Origin of the sequence: Enterobacter sp. E12 (genome assembly GCF_014596715.2) — a bacterium.
Classification (GTDB): Bacteria; Pseudomonadota; Gammaproteobacteria; order Enterobacterales; family Enterobacteriaceae; genus Enterobacter; species Enterobacter bugandensis.
In genome coordinates this window covers 2591704-2609752 of record NZ_CP115601.1, presented here as the reverse complement: position 1 = coordinate 2609752, position 18049 = coordinate 2591704, and the positions used below count along the sequence as shown (strand labels likewise).

General features: G+C 53.7%; 17 protein-coding genes. 11 read left to right on the top strand and 6 right to left on the bottom strand.

All coding sequences use genetic code 11. From position 1 onward, the window contains the following. The first annotated feature begins 145 nt into the window (after positions 1-145). The 6 genes from topA (at position 146) to acnA (ending at position 7631) form a co-directional block, all read left to right on the top strand. A complete protein-coding gene (gene topA / locus IB212_RS12440; protein ID WP_041909639.1) occupies positions 146-2743 on the top strand; it encodes a type I DNA topoisomerase in 2598 nt (865 codons plus the stop codon). Between the two features lie 187 nt (positions 2744-2930). Continuing rightward, positions 2931-3905 (top strand): HTH-type transcriptional regulator CysB, encoded by a 975-nt coding sequence (gene cysB / locus IB212_RS12435; protein ID WP_028013403.1) that lies wholly within the window; start codon positions 2931-2933, stop codon positions 3903-3905. 338 nt (positions 3906-4243) lie between these two features. Then, positions 4244-4384: a YmiA family putative membrane protein gene (locus IB212_RS12430; protein WP_213743510.1), complete on the top strand. Its 141-nt coding sequence runs from the start codon at positions 4244-4246 to the stop codon at positions 4382-4384. Between the two features lie 2 nt (positions 4385-4386). Further along, entirely contained in the window at positions 4387-4557 is a 171-nt protein-coding gene (locus IB212_RS12425) for a hypothetical protein (protein ID WP_032644881.1), read from the top strand. 137 nt (positions 4558-4694) lie between these two features. Beyond that, positions 4695-4793 (top strand): small membrane protein YmiC, encoded by a 99-nt coding sequence (ymiC, locus tag IB212_RS12420; RefSeq protein WP_032644994.1) that lies wholly within the window; start codon positions 4695-4697, stop codon positions 4791-4793. 162 nt (positions 4794-4955) lie between these two features. After that, positions 4956-7631, top strand: coding sequence for an aconitate hydratase AcnA (gene acnA, locus IB212_RS12415; protein ID WP_041909641.1), 2676 nt, complete (start codon positions 4956-4958; stop codon positions 7629-7631). Positions 7632-7669: 38 nt separating this feature from the next. On the opposite strand, the gene ribA is transcribed toward acnA, so the two are convergent. Beyond that, entirely contained in the window at positions 7670-8260 is a 591-nt protein-coding gene (ribA, locus tag IB212_RS12410; protein ID WP_041909642.1) for a GTP cyclohydrolase II, read from the bottom strand. A 197-nt stretch (positions 8261-8457) separates the two neighbouring features. Here ribA and pgpB point away from each other — a divergent pair, with 197 nt between their 5' ends. From pgpB to yciH, 5 genes are all read left to right on the top strand, one after another. Beyond that, the gene (pgpB, locus tag IB212_RS12405) at positions 8458-9225 is read left to right on the top strand and encodes a phosphatidylglycerophosphatase B (RefSeq protein ID WP_041909644.1); all 768 of its coding nucleotides are present in this window, start codon (positions 8458-8460) and stop codon (positions 9223-9225) included. Positions 9226-9373: 148 nt separating this feature from the next. Further along, a complete protein-coding gene (locus IB212_RS12400) occupies positions 9374-9682 on the top strand; it encodes a LapA family protein (protein WP_028013399.1) in 309 nt (102 codons plus the stop codon). 6 nt (positions 9683-9688) lie between these two features. Next, complete coding sequence (gene lapB / locus IB212_RS12395; protein WP_188245575.1) at positions 9689-10858, top strand: lipopolysaccharide assembly protein LapB; 1170 nt, start codon at positions 9689-9691, stop codon at positions 10856-10858. Positions 10859-11043: 185 nt separating this feature from the next. Further along, entirely contained in the window at positions 11044-11784 is a 741-nt protein-coding gene (gene pyrF, locus IB212_RS12390) for an orotidine-5'-phosphate decarboxylase (protein WP_041909647.1), read from the top strand. Continuing rightward, complete coding sequence (gene yciH / locus IB212_RS12385; protein WP_041909648.1) at positions 11781-12107, top strand: stress response translation initiation inhibitor YciH; 327 nt, start codon at positions 11781-11783, stop codon at positions 12105-12107. The genes pyrF and yciH overlap by 4 nt, the downstream gene beginning before the upstream one ends. A gap of 104 nt (positions 12108-12211) precedes the next feature. Here the strand turns inward: yciH and osmB are convergent, their stop codons facing one another. The 5 genes from osmB to IB212_RS12360 all read right to left on the bottom strand — a co-directional run bounded on the left by osmB (position 12212) and on the right by IB212_RS12360 (position 18035). Next, the gene (osmB, locus tag IB212_RS12380; protein WP_008501216.1) at positions 12212-12430 is read right to left on the bottom strand and encodes an osmotically-inducible lipoprotein OsmB; all 219 of its coding nucleotides are present in this window, start codon (positions 12428-12430) and stop codon (positions 12212-12214) included. Between the two features lie 261 nt (positions 12431-12691). Further along, positions 12692-13444 (bottom strand): DNA-binding transcriptional regulator YciT, encoded by a 753-nt coding sequence (locus tag IB212_RS12375; protein WP_041909650.1) that lies wholly within the window; start codon positions 13442-13444, stop codon positions 12692-12694. 43 nt (positions 13445-13487) lie between these two features. Beyond that, a complete protein-coding gene (locus IB212_RS12370) occupies positions 13488-13670 on the bottom strand; it encodes a hypothetical protein (RefSeq protein WP_041909652.1) in 183 nt (60 codons plus the stop codon). 118 nt (positions 13671-13788) lie between these two features. Continuing rightward, positions 13789-15780, bottom strand: a complete 1992-nt coding sequence (gene pdeR / locus IB212_RS12365) for a cyclic di-GMP phosphodiesterase (RefSeq protein WP_188245576.1) — start codon at positions 15778-15780, stop codon at positions 13789-13791. 320 nt (positions 15781-16100) lie between these two features. Further along, positions 16101-18035 (bottom strand): exoribonuclease II, encoded by a 1935-nt coding sequence (locus IB212_RS12360; RefSeq protein WP_041909654.1) that lies wholly within the window; start codon positions 18033-18035, stop codon positions 16101-16103. Positions 18036-18049 lie beyond the last annotated feature (14 nt).

The following is an 18049-nucleotide window of genomic DNA, read 5'->3' as shown; positions in this document are numbered from 1 at the left end:
ACCTGGATGTCGCCATTCTGACGTTCGGTAAGACATAGGGGTTGATATCCCCTGACGCAGTCGCAATATCATTGGCTCGTCGTCAGCGGAAGGGAAATCAACGTGCGGCGTATTCCTGGAAGAATTAAATTAGGTAAAGGTGAATATGGGTAAAGCTCTCGTCATCGTTGAGTCCCCGGCAAAAGCCAAAACGATCAATAAGTATCTGGGTAATGACTACGTGGTTAAGTCCAGCGTTGGTCACATCCGCGATTTGCCGACCAGTGGCTCAGCCAGCAAAAAGAGCGCAGACTCTACCTCCACCAAAGGGGCTAAAAAGCCTAAAAAGGATGAACGTAGCGCGCTTGTCAACCGCATGGGTGTTAACCCATGGCACAACTGGGATGCACAATATGAAGTGCTGCCCGGGAAAGAAAAAGTCGTTAACGAGCTGAAGCAGCTTGCTGAAAAAGCAGACCACATCTATCTCGCAACCGACCTTGACCGCGAAGGGGAAGCCATTGCGTGGCACCTGCGGGAAGTGATCGGCGGGGATGACAAACGCTACAGCCGCGTAGTGTTTAACGAAATTACAAAGAATGCGATTCGTCAGGCGTTTGAGAAGCCGGGCGAGCTGAATATCGACCGTGTGAACGCCCAGCAGGCGCGTCGCTTTATGGACCGCGTTGTGGGCTACATGGTTTCTCCCCTGCTGTGGAAAAAGATTGCCCGCGGCCTGTCTGCAGGACGCGTGCAGTCTGTAGCCGTGCGTCTTGTCGTTGAGCGTGAACGCGAAATTAAAGCCTTCGTGCCGGAAGAGTTCTGGGAAGTTGACGCCAATGTCACCACCCCGGGCGGTGATGCGCTGCCGCTGCAGGTAAGCCATCACAACGATAAGCCTTTCCGTCCTGAAAACCGCGATCAGACCATGGCCGCCGTGGCGCTGCTGGAAAAAGCGCGCTATCAGGTACTGGAACGCGAAGATAAGCCGACCAGCAGCAAGCCTGGCGCGCCGTTTATCACGTCCACACTGCAACAGGCGGCGAGCACCCGTCTGGGTTACGGCGTGAAGAAAACCATGATGATGGCCCAGCGCTTGTATGAAGCGGGTTACATCACCTACATGCGTACTGACTCCACCAACCTGAGCCAGGACGCGGTGAACATGGTGCGCGGCTACATCAGCGACAACTTCGGTAAAAAATACCTGCCGGAAAGCGCCAACCAGTTCGCCAGCAAAGAGAATTCTCAGGAAGCGCACGAAGCGATTCGTCCCTCTGATGTCTCTGTTTTAGCCGAGTCGCTGAAGGATATGGAAGCCGACGCCCAGAAGCTGTATCAGCTGATCTGGCGTCAGTTTGTCGCGTGTCAGATGACGCCAGCGAAATATGATTCCACTACGCTGACCGTTGGCGCGGGCGACTTCCGCCTCAAGGCACGCGGTCGTATTCTGCGTTTCGACGGCTGGACGAAAGTGATGCCTGCGCTGCGTAAAGGTGATGAAGACCGTACGCTGCCTGCGGTAAACAAAGGTGACGAGTTGTCGCTTGTCGACCTGGTTCCGGCCCAGCACTTCACCAAGCCGCCTGCTCGCTTTAGTGAAGCGTCGTTGGTTAAAGAGCTGGAAAAACGCGGGATTGGTCGTCCGTCAACCTACGCGTCAATCATCTCGACCATTCAGGACCGCGGTTACGTTCGCGTAGAGAACCGCCGTTTCTATGCCGAAAAAATGGGTGAGATTGTCACTGACCGTCTGGAAGCTAACTTCCGCGAATTGATGAACTACGACTTCACCGCGCAGATGGAAGACAGCCTCGACGAAGTGGCCAGTCACAAGGCGGAGTGGAAGAAGGTTCTCGATAGCTTCTTCAGCGACTTTACCAACCAGCTTGAGAAAGCGGAGAAAGATCCTGAAGAGGGCGGCATGCTGCCTAACCAGATGGTTCTGACCAGCATCGACTGCCCGACCTGCGGCCGTAAGATGGGGATCCGTACTGCGACAACGGGCGTGTTCCTTGGCTGTTCAGGCTATGCGCTGCCACCAAAAGAGCGCTGCAAAACAACCATCAACCTGGTGCCGGAGAACGAAGTTCTCAACGTACTGGAAGGTGATGATGCGGAAACTAACGCCCTGCGCGCGAAACGCCGCTGCAAAAAATGCGGCACGGCGATGGACAGCTATCTGATCGATCCTAAACGTAAGCTGCACGTGTGTGGTAACAACCCAACGTGCGACGGGTATGAGATCGAAGAGGGTGAGTTCCGCATTAAAGGCTATGACGGTCCGATTGTGGAGTGCGAGAAGTGTGGTTCTGAGATGCACCTGAAAATGGGGCGTTTCGGTAAGTACATGGCCTGCACCAACGACGAGTGTAAGAACACGCGCAAGATTCTGCGCAATGGTGAGGTTGCTCCGCCGAAGGAAGATCCGGTTCCGCTGCCAGAATTGCCGTGTGAAAAATCCGACGCGTACTTCGTGCTGCGTGATGGTGCCGCAGGTGTCTTCCTGGCCGCCAACACCTTCCCGAAATCGCGTGAAACGCGCGCCCCGCTGGTGGAAGAGCTGCATCGCTTCCGCGATCGTCTGCCTGAGAAGCTGCGTTATCTGGCCGATGCGCCACAGCAGGATCCTGAAGGCAATAAGACGGTGGTCCGTTTTAGCCGTAAAACGAAGCAGCAGTACGTTGCGGCAGAGAAAGAGGGTAAAGCGACCGGATGGTCCGCCTTCTTTGTCGATGGCAAATGGGTTGAAGGCAAGAAATAATATTTCTTAACCGTAGCTTACCCGTGAAAGGGCCGGACTTCCGGCCCTTTTTTATTACCTTATTATTATTTTTTGTTCCGTACTATACAGTCAGGCTATAAGTGATATAGTGGTTATAGTTAACCCTTTTTTTATTATCAAATCGTCTTAAGCGATTGACCGTGTGCGCTAAATCGGATGGTCTGGCATGAAATTACAGCAGCTTCGTTATATCGTTGAGGTGGTGAATCACAACCTTAATGTCTCTTCCACCGCCGAGGGGCTATATACCTCGCAACCGGGCATCAGCAAGCAGGTTCGCATGCTCGAGGATGAATTAGGTATTCAGATTTTCGCCCGCAGTGGTAAGCACCTTACCCAGGTAACGCCAGCGGGGCAGGAAATTATCCGTATTGCGCGGGAAGTCCTTTCCAAAGTCGATGCGATTAAGTCTGTGGCGGGGGAACATACCTGGCCGGATAAAGGCTCGCTGTATATTGCCACGACGCACACCCAGGCGCGCTATGCGCTACCGGGCGTTATCAAGGGCTTTATCGAGCGTTATCCGCGCGTCTCCCTGCATATGCACCAGGGGTCGCCGACGCAAATTGCGGAGGCGGTGTCGAAGGGCAATGCAGATTTTGCCATCGCGACGGAAGCGCTCCATCTCTATGACGATCTGGTCATGCTGCCGTGCTATCACTGGAACCGCTCCATTGTGGTGACCCCGGATCATCCGCTGGCGGGCAAAGGGTCGGTGTCAATCGAAGAGCTGGCGCAATATCCTCTGGTCACTTACACGTTTGGCTTCACCGGACGATCTGAGCTTGATACCGCCTTCAACCGGGCCGGGTTAACGCCGCGGATTGTCTTTACCGCCACCGACGCCGACGTTATAAAGACCTATGTACGGCTTGGCCTGGGGGTAGGGGTGATCGCCAGCATGGCGGTCGACCCGGTGTCAGACCCTGACCTGGTGCGTCTTGATGCGCATGATATTTTCAGCCACAGCACGACAAAAATTGGCTTCCGCCGCAGTACCTTCCTGCGAAGCTATATGTATGATTTTATTCAGCGCTTTGCACCGCATTTAACGCGTGACGTGGTGGATACCGCCGTGGCATTACGATCAAATGAAGATATCGAAGAGATGTTTAAAGATATCAAACTCCCCGAAAAATAATCACACCCGGTATCTTTCCCTGAGGGAAAGATACCGAAATATCGGCTTAAAGCTAAATTAGAATTATCATCATCTGCACTTCCCCTGCCATATATTGTCATTATCCTTTTAATTTGTGTGGTTTTAATGTCGTGAATTGGCGACAAAAATAGAAACTAATTAACGGCTACGCAAATTTTTCTTTTCAAATATTTATTTCTGGTCAAAAGATTGAATATTTCATGCCTCTTGATGCGTAAATTCACTGGCTTTTCGGCTAAAGTTTCTTTAGGATTTATCTCAACAGATGATTAATTGTACCAATTGTTTGGTCCTAAATGATAAGCGATATCGATTGTATGAGGTTAGCAATGCCTTCAGGAAGTGAAGAACCGCAAAGGGATCCTGCGCTCAAGCGTAAAGCCTGGCTGGCGGTCTTTCTCGTTTCCGCCCTGTTCTGGGTGATGGTTGCTCTCCTGGCCTGGAAATATTGGGGTTGAATATGGCAGTGACGGTACGTACAGAAACGGCAAAGCGGATGTGTCAGCATCATGACACTGTTCACAAGGGACGCAAAGCGCCTGCAACAGCAGTGCCAGCATCCTGGAAACTGACGCCGCAGCAGCAGGCTTTTATTGATGTGTTCGCGGAAGACGAACCCAAAAAACAATAATTTAGTTTATTGCGTAATGATGCAGTTAGTCTGAATAATGACTATGCGCCTTTGTACTCTTTAATAAATACACATCAGCAATATAGCACGAGGACCTGCCTCGGAATGTTTAATAAATAATGCCTGGTGTCCCTATGATGAATAACATGATGTCTCAAAAATACTGGTCATGGATCGGCGTTTTTACCCTGTCGATTCTGTTCTGGAGTCAGCTCATCTGGCTGGCCGTCCACTAAATCACAAAACCTCGCTGCGGCGGGGTTTTTGTTTTATCCTCCTCTGGACCATTCCTAAATTTATCAATTTGGGTTGTTATCAAAACGTTACGACATCTTTGTGTTATCTTTAATTACGGCCCTGATGATTGTCAGGACATCTCTGTAATTAAGGAGGAGCTTATGTCGTTAACCCTACGCGAAGCCAGTAAGGACACGTTACAGGCAGAAAATAAAACCTGGCACTACTATAGCCTGCCGCTGGCTGCCAGAACGCTTGGGGACATTTCGCGTTTACCCAAGTCCTTGAAAGTTTTGCTGGAAAATCTATTGCGCTGGCAGGACGGTGACTCCGTTACCCTCGACGATATTCAGGCGCTGGCAGGGTGGCTTAAGAATGCCCATGCCGACAGAGAAATTGCCTACCGCCCGGCAAGGGTCCTGATGCAGGACTTCACCGGCGTTCCTGCCGTGGTGGATCTCGCCGCCATGCGTGAGGCGGTTAAACGCCTCGGCGGCGATACGGCTAAAGTGAACCCGCTTTCACCCGTCGACCTCGTAATTGACCACTCCGTAACCGTTGACCACTTCGGTGATGACGATGCCTTTGGCGAGAACGTGCGTCTCGAGATGGAGCGAAATCACGAGCGTTACGTCTTCCTGAAGTGGGGTCAGCAGGCGTTCAGCCGCTTTAGCGTGGTTCCACCCGGCACCGGTATTTGTCACCAGGTTAACCTTGAATATCTCGGTAAAGCCGTCTGGAGTGAATTGCAGGACAAAGAGTGGGTGGCTTATCCGGACACGCTGGTGGGTACAGATTCCCACACCACCATGATTAACGGCCTCGGCGTGCTGGGCTGGGGTGTCGGCGGTATCGAAGCGGAAGCCGCCATGCTCGGTCAGCCGGTCTCCATGCTTATCCCTGATGTTGTGGGCTTTAAGCTCACCGGGAAGCTGTCTGAAGGCATTACCGCCACCGATCTGGTGCTCACCGTAACCCAGATGCTGCGTAAGCATGGTGTGGTGGGAAAATTTGTTGAATTTTACGGTGACGGGCTGGATTCGCTGCCGCTGGCTGACCGCGCGACCATCGCCAACATGGCGCCAGAATATGGTGCAACCTGCGGATTTTTCCCCATTGATGACGTCACCCTGGAGTACATGCGCCTGAGCGGACGCAGCGAAGAGCAGGTGGCGCTGGTGGAGGCGTATACCAAAGCGCAGGGCATGTGGCGCAATCCGGGGGATGAGCCGGTATTTACCAGCACGCTTGCGCTTGACATGGGAAGCGTTGAGGCGAGCCTCGCCGGTCCGAAGCGTCCGCAGGATCGCGTAGCGTTAAGCGACGTGCCAAAAGCGTTTGCCGCAAGCAATGAGCTGGAAGTTAACGTGGCGAAGAAGGACCATCGCCCAATCGACTATGTTCTGAACGGACATCAGTATCAGCTCCCGGACGGCGCGGTTGTTATAGCAGCCATTACCTCCTGCACCAACACCTCAAACCCCAGCGTATTAATGGCTGCCGGCCTGCTTGCTAAAAAAGCGGTTGAGCTGGGGCTGAAACCACAGCCCTGGGTCAAAGCCTCTCTGGCACCGGGCTCCAAAGTGGTCTCGGATTACCTGGCGCAGGCCAGGCTAACGCCGTATCTTGATGAGCTGGGCTTTAACCTCGTGGGCTATGGCTGTACCACCTGCATCGGTAACTCCGGCCCGCTGCCTGAACCTATTGAAACGGCGATCAAGCAGGGCGATCTGACGGTTGGCGCAGTCCTTTCCGGTAACCGTAACTTTGAAGGACGTATTCATCCGCTGGTGAAAACCAACTGGCTCGCTTCGCCGCCGCTGGTGGTGGCCTACGCGCTCGCCGGGAACATGAATATCAACCTGGCTACCGATCCTATTGGTCACGACCGCAAGAATGAGCCGGTCTATCTGAAAGATATCTGGCCGTCCTCACGTGAAATTGCGATGGCCGTTGAAAAGGTCTCCACCGAGATGTTCCGCAAAGAGTATGCGGAAGTGTTTGAAGGCACGCCGGAATGGAAAGCCATCAACGTTGTGGGCTCGGACACCTATGACTGGCAGGACGATTCCACCTATATCCGCCTGTCGCCGTTCTTTGATGAAATGCTGGCCGAGCCTGCACCGCTTCAGGATATTCACGGGGCGCGCATACTGGCGATGCTGGGGGATTCCGTCACCACTGACCATATCTCTCCGGCGGGGAGCATCAAAGCCGACAGCCCGGCGGGCCGTTATCTGCAGAGCAGGGGCGTGGAGCGCCGCGATTTTAACTCCTACGGATCGCGCCGCGGTAACCATGAAGTGATGATGCGCGGGACGTTTGCCAACATCCGCATTCGTAACGAAATGGTTCCGGGCGTGGAAGGGGGGATGACGCGCCATCTTCCGGGGACGGAAGTCGTGTCGATTTATGACGCAGCCGTCAAATATCAGCAGGAAGGTACGCCGCTGGCGGTGATCGCCGGGAAAGAGTACGGTTCCGGCTCCAGTCGTGACTGGGCGGCGAAAGGTCCGCGACTGCTTGGCGTTCGCGTGGTCATCGCCGAGTCGTTTGAACGTATTCACCGCTCGAACCTGATTGGCATGGGGATCCTCCCGCTTGAGTTCCCGCAGGGCGTCACGCGCAAAACGCTGGGCCTGACGGGTGAAGAGCAGATTGATATTAGCGGCCTGAAAAACCTGCAGCCGGGCAAAACGGTGCCGGTGAAGCTTACGCGAGCAGACGGGAAAAGCGAGGTACTGGAATGCCGGTGTCGTATTGATACGGCAACCGAACTGACCTACTACCAGAACGACGGCATTTTACATTATGTGATTCGTAAAATGCTGGATTGATAAAAAAAAGCCCGGCATCTGTGCCGGGCTTTTTACTTTCACTCTTTCAGAAGATGGCCCATTTTTGCCGCCTTTGTATCAAGATAGTAGGCATTTTTCGGGTTGCGGCCGACAATCAGCGGTACGCGCTCGACGATGTTGATCCCGGCTTCGGTGAGGATTTCCACCTTTTTGGGATTATTGGTCAGCAGGCGAACCTCGTCCACGCCCAGCAGCTTGAACATATCGGCGCAGAGGGTGAAATCACGTTCATCGGCGGCAAAACCGAGCTGATGGTTGGCTTCCACCGTATCGTAGCCCTGGTCCTGCAGCGCGTAAGCGCGGATTTTATTCAGCAGACCAATGTTACGACCTTCCTGACGGTGATAGAGCAGCACGCCGCGGCCTTCTTCGGCAATATGGGTAAGGGCAGCTTCGAGCTGGAAACCGCAATCACAGCGCAGGCTGAACAACGCGTCGCCGGTCAGACACTCCGAATGGACGCGGGACAGCACCGGCGTCTGCCCTGAAATGTCGCCGTAGACCAGCGCGACATGATCCTGTCCGGTTGCCAGTTCTTCAAACCCCACCATCAGGAAATCGCCCCATGGGGTTGGCAGTTTGGCTTCTGCCACACGTTTAAGCTGCATGTGATTCTCCAGAGTAGGCTGACACGTTTCGTGCCTTGCGCCTGTTTTGCTTTCTGTATTTGTCCATTTTGCCACAAGCTCAGCACGTTCGCCTAATGGGCGCCATGCTATATGAACGTTAAACGCACGATCCGACATATCCACCCATCGAATGAATTTCAGTTATGATTGTGAGGCTTAGCGAAAAAGGAGAAGACATGCTTTCAATCGCCAGACGTACGGCAGCAGGCGCGGCCATTTTACTGATTATGCCTTTGGCCGTGTGGGTCTCCGGCTGGATGTGGCAGCCGGGGCAGAATGCCACGTGGCTGAAAACGTTATACTGGGTAACGGAGACGGTCACGCAGCCGTGGGGAATTATTACCCACGTTTTCCTCTGCGGCTGGTTCTTGTGGTGCCTGCGCTTTCGACTGCGCGCGGCGTTGATGCTCTTTGCTATCCTCGGTGGCGCGATCGTTATTGGACAGGGCGTGAAGTCCTGGGTGAAGGATCACGTTCAGGAGCCAAGACCTTTTGTCGTCTGGCTGGAAAAAGCGCACCATGTTCCGGTGGAAGAGTTCTACAATTTAAAGCGTAAAGATCGCGGCGCGCTGGTGAAAGAACAGCTTTCAGAACAGGAAGATATTCCAAAGTTCCTGCGTAAGCACTGGCAAAAAGAGACGGGATTCGCGTTTCCTTCCGGCCATACGATGTTTGCAGCCAGCTGGGCGTTGCTGGGCGTTGGGCTGCTTTGGCCTCGACGTCGCACTATGACCATCGCGATTTTACTGGTTTGGGCGACAGGGGTGATGGGCAGCCGCTTGCTGCTGGGAATGCACTGGCCGCGGGATCTGGTGGTCGCTACGCTGATCTCCTGGATGCTGGTGACGCTGGCAACCTGGCTTGCAGAACGGTTCTGCGGCCCGCTCACGCCGCCACCTGAAGAGAAAGAAGAGATCGCCGAAAGGGAGCAAAGCGACGCCTGACGGTTGATATTGTGCATTTTGCCCATAAATCCATGACGTGCGCGTTACTTTTTCCGTTTCGCGCCCGTCGCTAAAATGGTAGTTTATAAGGCTGATTGCGGTGAGTTGAACACACTTTATTCGCTTGAACCACATAACGGGAAGTAATGTGAAATATTTACTCATTTTCTTACTGGTATTGGCGATTTTTGTCATTTCAGTCACATTGGGTGCACAAAACGATCAACAGGTGACGTTTAACTATCTGCTGGCGCAGGGTGAGTATCGGGTCTCCAGCCTGCTGGCGGTCTTATTTGCTGCAGGCTTTGCCATCGGCTGGCTGGTTTGCGGTCTTTTCTGGTTGAAAGTTCGTGTTTCTCTTGCGCGCGCTGAACGTAAAATTAAACGACTTGAACAGCACATTGCGCCTGCGTCCGACATGCCGGAAAGTTCAGGTGTGCCGGTCGTGAAGGAATAATCGACTATGCTGGAGTTGTTGTTTCTGCTTTTGCCTGTAGCCGCAGCCTATGGCTGGTATATGGGCCGCAGAAGTGCGCAACAAACGAAACAGGATGAGGCTAACCGACTCTCCCGCGACTACGTTGCGGGGGTGAACTTCCTCCTGAGCAATCAGCAGGACAAAGCGGTAGACCTGTTCCTCGATATGCTGAAAGAGGATACGGGGACCGTCGAAGCCCACCTCACTCTCGGTAACCTGTTCCGCTCGCGCGGCGAGGTTGACCGCGCTATCCGTATCCACCAGACCTTGATGGAAAGCGCCTCCCTGACCTACGAACAACGTCTCCTGGCGGTACAACAACTGGGCCGAGACTATATGGCCGCGGGGTTGTACGATCGCGCTGAAGATATGTTCACACAGCTGGTGGATGAAACGGATTTCCGTATCGGCGCGTTGCAGCAGTTACTGCAGATTTACCAGGCCACCAGCGACTGGCAGAAAGCCATTGATACGGCCGAGCGTCTGGTGAAGCTGGGCAAAGACAAGCAGCGCGTTGAAATTGCGCATTTCTACTGCGAGCTTGCCCTTCAGCAGATGGGCAACGACGACATGGATAAAGCCATGGCGTTGCTCAAGAAAGGCGCCGCCGCAGACCGCAATAGCGCGCGTATCTCTATCATGATGGGGCGCGTTTTTATGGCCTGCGGCGACTACGCTAAAGCCGTTGAAAGCCTGATGCGGGTGATTGACCAGGACAAAGAGCTGGTCAGCGAAACGCTTGAAATGCTGCAAACCTGCTATCAGCAGCTGGACAAGCAGGAAGAGTGGGTGGCATTTCTGCGCCGTTGCGTGGAAGAGAATACCGGCGCGACCGCTGAGCTGATGCTCTCTGACGTGGTTGAGCAGTATGAGGGGAGCGACACCGCACAAGTTTATATTACCCGTCAGCTGCAGCGTCATCCCACGATGCGCGTATTCCACAAGCTGATGGACTACCATCTGAACGATGCGGAAGAAGGGCGCGCGAAAGAGAGTCTGATGGTGCTGCGCGACATGGTTGGCGAGCAGGTGCGCAGCAAACCGCGCTACCGTTGTCAGAAGTGTGGTTTTACCGCGTATACGCTCTACTGGCACTGCCCATCCTGCCGGGCCTGGTCCACTATCAAGCCAATTCGCGGCCTGGATGGGCAGTAATTTTTTAAAAGCCTTCATTTTAGTTACAACATACTGATGGCTTTTACCGCTTTCTCAACACCGTGCGGCTTGCTGGCCTGGCAGGGGCATAAATGGATTCTGTCAATTTGCGGCGACGGCAGGTAGAATGCAGGCCGTTTATCTGTTCCGCGCCGCTGCGCGCCCATAGACGAAAAGGGCTGGTCATGACGTCTGTTACTTCCTCCACTTCCCGCGTTATTACGGATTCTCCTGTTGTTGTTGCGCTTGATTACAATAAGCGTGACGCAGCGCTGGCCTTTGTCGACGGCATTGACCCTCGCGATTGCCGCCTGAAGGTCGGCAAAGAGATGTTCACGCTGTTTGGACCGCAAATCGTTCGCGATCTGCAACAGCGCGGCTTTGACGTTTTCCTCGATCTCAAATTCCATGATATCCCGAACACCACGGCGCACGCGGTTGCCGCCGCTGCGGAACTGGGTGTATGGATGGTCAACGTCCACGCGTCGGGCGGGGCGAGAATGATGACAGCCGCTCGCGAAGCACTCCTACCGTTCGGCAACGATGCGCCATTACTGATTGCGGTTACCGTGCTGACCAGCATGGATGACAGCGACTTGCGCGAACTTGGCGTGACGTTGTCACCTGCCGGGCACGCCGAACGTCTCGCGCGTCTGACGCAGAGCTGTGGTCTCGATGGCGTCGTTTGCTCCGCGCAGGAAGCGGTACGCTTTAAGTCAGAGTTGGGCAAAGATTTTAAACTGGTCACGCCAGGCATTCGTCCTGCTGGCAGCGACGTGGGCGATCAGCGACGCATTATGACGCCTGAGCAAGCGTTGGCAGCAGGCGTTGACTACATGGTTATCGGCCGGCCGGTGACGCAGTCTGCGAACCCGGCAGAGACGCTTAAGGCTATCAACGCATCACTGAAAAAGGGGGCGCAATGACTGATTCCAACAGTCGGCTGGTCTACTCGACGGAAAGCGGGCGCATAGACGAACCGAAAACGAAAGCAGAACGTCCGAAAGGTGACGGTATTGTTCGTATCCAGCGTCAGACCAGCGGGCGAAAAGGAAAGGGGGTCTGCCTGATCTCCGGGATTGATCTGGATGATGCGGAGCTGAACAAGCTGGCAGCAGAGTTGAAGAAAAAATGTGGCTGCGGCGGCTCCGTGAAGGACGGCATTATCGAAATTCAGGGTGATAAACGCGATTTAATTAAATCGCTCCTTGAAGCCAAAGGCATGAAAGTTAAACTGGCAGGCGGCTAAAATAAATAAGCCACGGCAAATGCCGTGGCTCGTGTTATATACGTGCGTTAGTCAGACCTGAAATGCGATGCTAAATCGCCTTAACGGGAAGGCTGATAGAATAATTATTTGCCAACCTGGTGACCGATAATACCACCGACAGCAGCGCCGCCTAATGTACCCAGCGTACTACCATCCGTTAATACTGCACCACCGAGCGCACCAGCACCGGCGCCAATTGCGGTGTTACGGTCACGTTTAGACCAGTTAGAGCACGCGCTCAGGGACATTGCTACAGTGATTGCCAGAACAGCGGCGGCTAATTTTTTGCTGGTTAAGGTCATAATACTTTCTCCTGAATTATCGATTCACGGAAAGATGTACACATTAAGTATAGTCAAAATGAATACTCAATTCTTTTTTCCGTGAAAGCTGGTCGCGCAGGCGTTACGTAATCACGCAGGTGATAGTCACTTCCTGTTATATCGCTAACATTAATTTTACGACTTTACGGCAGGTTAAACAGGTAAAAACTCTTAAAGGATGGATAGGAATCCTCTCAGACGAAGGGGGCCTATGCGCCCGGAATACGGGCGCAAATGGACTCAGGCGGGCGTTTTAATAATATCGACAATGAGACCGTCATCTTCCAGTTTATTACGATGTTCGTCGCTTAACCTTTCGTCGGTAATTACGCGGCTAAAGCGTGAGGCTGGACCCATGGTGTAAGGATGGACGGCACCAAATTTAGAGCTGTCGGTGAGCACAATGGCTTCACACTCTTTTTCCAGAACGGCATTCACAACGTCAGATCGCATCATATCCCGGCCGGTGAAGCCTGTCTCCGGCTGCCAGCCGTCAATACCGATAAACGCCTTACTGAAATGAACCTGCTGGACATACTGCCGGGTTAGCGGGCCTACCATGCTCTCACTTTTTTTCTGGTAAATGCCGCCCAGCAAAATCACCTCACAGCGCGTCTCTTTGAGCAAATGGGCGATATAGCTGCTGACGGTGATGATGGTAACGTCTTTTTGTTCGGCAAGCGTACGTGCCAGAAGAGCGTTGCTGCTGCCGTTTTCAATAAAGACCGTCTCGCCAGGGTTTACCAGCGATGCGGCAAATTCTGCCAGTTCTCGTTTAAGCGCGTAGTTATTCATCATGCGCGTCTCAACGTCGTCGCTGTCCAGCGGCACGGCATAGCCATGCGCACGGCGCAGGTAGCTCTGTTTTTCCAGCAGATTAAGATCCTGACGGATGGTCACTTCTGAAACGCCGGTGGTTTTAGCCAGCTCAACGACGCTTACGCGCCCCTGATCGATGACCATCTGCAAAATGAGTTGTTGTCGGGAATTCATAGCATCCAATTAATAAAGCGAAACGAGGTCTGAGACAGTGGGATTAGACTTCCCACGGCGCTTTAGGCTGTCGGTTTTCGGGGGCATTGTCAGCGCCATCCTGAGCGAGAAGTTCAGACTTCAGGATCTCGAGATTACGGATCGCAGAGTGATAATCACCCGCCACCAGGATATCCAGCACGGTATCAATACGTTGTGCTACAGCTTGTGGATCAATAGTAGACATCATCTCTCCCCAGGAGCGAAAAGTTAATAATTTCAATGATGCAGAAAATAGGTTCAAAAGAGAAGGGAAAAAACGCCATAACGAAATTACCTATACGAAAGTGAACCTCTGTATGACGTTAACGTTGTTGTCGCGCTTGATATCGTTTTAGCCAGCGCTCGAATGCGGCAGCGGGCATCGGCTTAGCGAAAAGAAAACCCTGCCGTTCGTTGACGCCGTTTTTGGTCAGAAAGGCATCTTCTTTTGCGTTCTCCACCCCTTCGGCAATCACCTGCAGGTTTAACGCCTGCGCCACTGCGACAATGGCGCGTACCAGAGACTGGGAGACAGAGTGCTTGTGAATATCTCTGACAAAAGCCTGATCGAGTTTAATGGCATCAATAGGAAAACGCGCCAGCTGGGAAAGGGAGGAGTAGCCGGTACCGAAATCGTCCAGATGAATTTGTGCCCCGAGCCGACTGAATTGCTGGATCACCGAGAGCGCCAGCTCTTCGTTTTCGATAAGACAGCTTTCGGTTAACTCAACGTCGATAGGGCAGTACTCAAAATGCAGATCCTTAAGCGCCTGCTTTAGCTCGCTGAAAATCGTCTGGTCGGCCAACTGACGTGCAGAGACGTTCACGGCCACGCGCAGGTTAATTCCCTTGTCACGCCATTTTGCCACCTGGCGAACCACATCAAGCATCACCCAGCGACCCAGCGGCACAATCAAACCGGACTCCTCGGCATAAGAGATAAATTCCAGAGGGGGGATCAGCCCGCGCTCGGGCGACTGCCAGCGGACCAGCGCTTCAAGGCTTCTGACTTCGCCGCGCCAGGTCATTTTCGGCTGGTAGTGGATCAGGAGCTGATCGTTATCCAGCGCTTTACGCAGGTTGGTGTCCAGCCACAGGTACTCAAACACGCGCTGGTTCATCTCGGGGGAGAAGACGCAGAATTTGCCACGGCCATTCTCCTTGGCGGTGTACATGGCGATGTCGGCATTGCGAATCACGCTTTCCCGATCGTTCCCATGCTGCGGCGCGAGGGCGATCCCCAGGGAGCAACCGGTGTAAACCTCAATGAGACCGATTCTGAACGGCTGGCGCAGGCGGGTCAGAATACGCGACGCCATCGCTTCCAGCGAGCCCTGAGAGGTATTGGTGGCCATAACGATAAACTCATCGCCGCCGAGCCGCGCTAAAACCTGCCCCTCATCCAGACAACTCAGAAGGGCAAGTGCAACCGCCTGCAGGAGCTGATCGCCGAACATATGCCCGTAGGCATCGTTAACCTTTTTGAAGTTATCGAGGTCGAGGTACACCACGCCAACCTGCGTGTCGCCGCGGCTATTGATGGCGTCTGAAATCAGCTCATGGATCGCATTGCGGTTGGGCAGGCCGGTGATGGTATCGGTATTGGCCAGCACGCGCAGGCGCTCCTGTGCCCGCCGTTCTTCGGTAATGTCGGTCCCGGAGCAGATAAGGAAAATTTCATTTTTACCGCTGCCGCTGTGAACGAATTTATTTCTGAACAGAAACAAGCGTTGCCCTTTTCGCGTTTTAATCCAGCGTTCGACTTCGTAGGAGCTGCCGTTGCGAAAGAAACCCGCAATGTTGCGCTTCGAGGCTGCCGCTTCGCTGCGGCTCATGAACAGTTCAAACACGTTTTGACCAATGACTTCATGTTCTTTCAGACCGGTATACTCTTCGCTCAGGCGGTTAAAGCGCTGAATATTGCCGTTTTGATCGAGAATGACAATGACGGAATTCGCTTCAGAAACAACCTGTTCCGCAAAGGAGAGTCCCTGAGCCAGATCGCGTGCCACGGAGGGCGTATCGTTCCAGGCGGAAGCCGTTCCGGCCCACTCGTTTCGGGTGATTTTGCGTCCGACAAGATGGACGGGAACTTGCTCGCCGTAAAGAGAGAGGTTCAGGGAAATGCTGGTGGTCATCACCGTTAGCTGACGGATCTGTGCGGCCTGTTCATCATCCAGTACGATCTCCTGAGTCACGTCAGCATTTTCGCTGGTGGCAAGGTGCAGAGCGTTGCTGTCAGCCGACAATCGCCACCACGGGCTGTGAGTACCCATGTAACGAAACAGCAAATTTTGCTCAAGTTCGTCGATCATGATTTCTCCCGCCGCGACGCATTAGCGAACAAATTATTCATTAGTCGTCGACTTTTCCGTTGAAAATAGCGGCAAAGCCGCAGTGAAGGCATTGTTTTTCGCAGCTTTTTTATAATAAAACGCATCAGGCAGATAAAAATGCTGAGCGTATAAAACCCACATGCCCGAACAGTGCAGCACTCTTTAACTGTAGATAATTATGGCTATTTTGGGCGGGCTGGGGCGGAAAAAGTAAGAAAAATGATGCTTTTGCGGGGGGAAAGACAGGGAGAAAATTGTCGGCCTTTCTGAACGGAAATGACCGACAATTGAGCAGGTTATCAGGCGACAGGGCGCGCAATAATACTGCGGGTTTCCATGCGAACTTCAGCGATAGTTACATCAATCACGTCAGTGACTTTGTAAACCGTCTCGCCTTTAATTTGCACGGTGCCGCTTTCCTGACTGCAGACCAGTTCGTCACGAACGGCGTGCAGGAACGGGGCAGGGATAAAGGCGACCGCACCGTTATCCACCAGACGTACGCGCATTCCCCCGCGGCTGATATCAATAATTTCTGCCGCGAAGCGGGTATCGGTACCGGCTTTATCCTGCAGGAAGCGCGCGTATAGCCAGTCTCCAACGTCACGTTCCGCCATGCGGTTCAGACGGCGACGCTCGGCCATCTGTAGGGTCGTGTCGTCCTGAGGACGGGCAATGGTTTCGCCCTTAATAATCGCTTTCAGCAGGCGGTGGTTAACCATATCGCCATACTTACGGATCGGGGAGGTCCAGGTGGCGTAGGCTTCCAGACCGAGGCCAAAGTGCGGGCCTGGCTCGGTGCTGATTTCCGCGAAGGACTGGAAGCGGCGAATACGGCTATCCAGGAAACCAGACGGCTGAGCGTCCAGCTCGCGGCGAAGCTTGCAGAAGCCCGGCAGTGTCAGCACTTCTTCCGGATCAACATGCACATCGTGATTCTTCAGCAGGGCCGCGAGCGCTTCGGTATTGGCCGGATCGAATCCGGTATGAACGTTGTAAATACCGAAGCCCAGCCTGTCGCGCAGTACGCGCGCGGCACAGATGTTGGCGGAAATCATCGCTTCTTCGACGATGCGGTTAGCAATGCGTCGCGGCTCGGCCACGATATCCAGCACTTCGCCTTTTTCACCGAGAACAAAACGATAATCCGGACGATCCTTGAAGACCAGGGCGTGAGTCTTACGCCACTCGCTGCGGTTCAGGCAGATGCGGTGCAGCAGACGAATCTGTGCTGCGATAGCATCTGATTCAGGTTTCCAGCTGCCGGTGTTTTCCAGCCAGTCGGAGACATTGTCATAGGCCAGCTTGGCTTTGGATTCGATGGTGGCGGCAAAGAATTCGATATCGTCTTCAATCGTGCCATCTGCGGCAATGGTCATGCGGCAGGCGAGAACCGGGCGCACCTCATTTGGGCGCAGCGAGCAGAGGTCGTCAGACAGTTCGCGCGGCAGCATCGGGATGTTAAAGCCCGGCAGGTAGTTGGTGAACGCGCGGATTTTCGCCGTTTCGTCCAGCTTGCTGCCTTCCACAATCCAGGCGGTTGGATCGGCAATGGCGACGGTCAAATGAAGTTTGCCATCGGCGCTCTCTTCAGCGTAGAGCGCATCGTCCATATCTTCTGTGCTGGCGCTGTCGATGGTGACAAACTCCAGCGCGGTAAGATCGCGGCGCGCCAGGCCTTCGTCCTGCATCTCAGTTGCCACGCCGTTCGGCGCTTCTTTTTCAAGATTATGGCGCGCCAGCGTGACCCACCACGGGACGAAATGGTCGTCGCCAAAGGTGATGAACTGGGTCAGTTCAGCATAGAAACCGCGGTCGCCTTTCAGAGGATGACGGCGCATTTCTGCCACGGCCCAGTCACCTTCTTTAAAATCATGCTCAACGCCGCGGGCGGCGCGGCAGGGAATGGCATCTTTCAGCAGGGGGTGATCCGGCACGACAGAAAGACGATCGTCCTTTCTCTGCACTTTGCCCACAAAGCGAGTCAGGAACGGCTCGATCAGTTCTTCCGGCTCGGCGGATTCACGTTCCTTCTCGGTATGGATGACGGCCATGACGCGATCGCCATGCATCACTTTCTTCATCTGCGGTGGCGGAATGAAGTAGCTTTTCTGCGCGTCAACTTCAAGGAAGCCAAAGCCCTTTTCCGTGGCTTTCACGACCCCTTCTGCACGCGGCGTCTGGGAATGCAGTTGCTGTTTAAGCTGCGCTAGCAGCGGGTTGTCCTGAAACATAATGTTCTATTTTC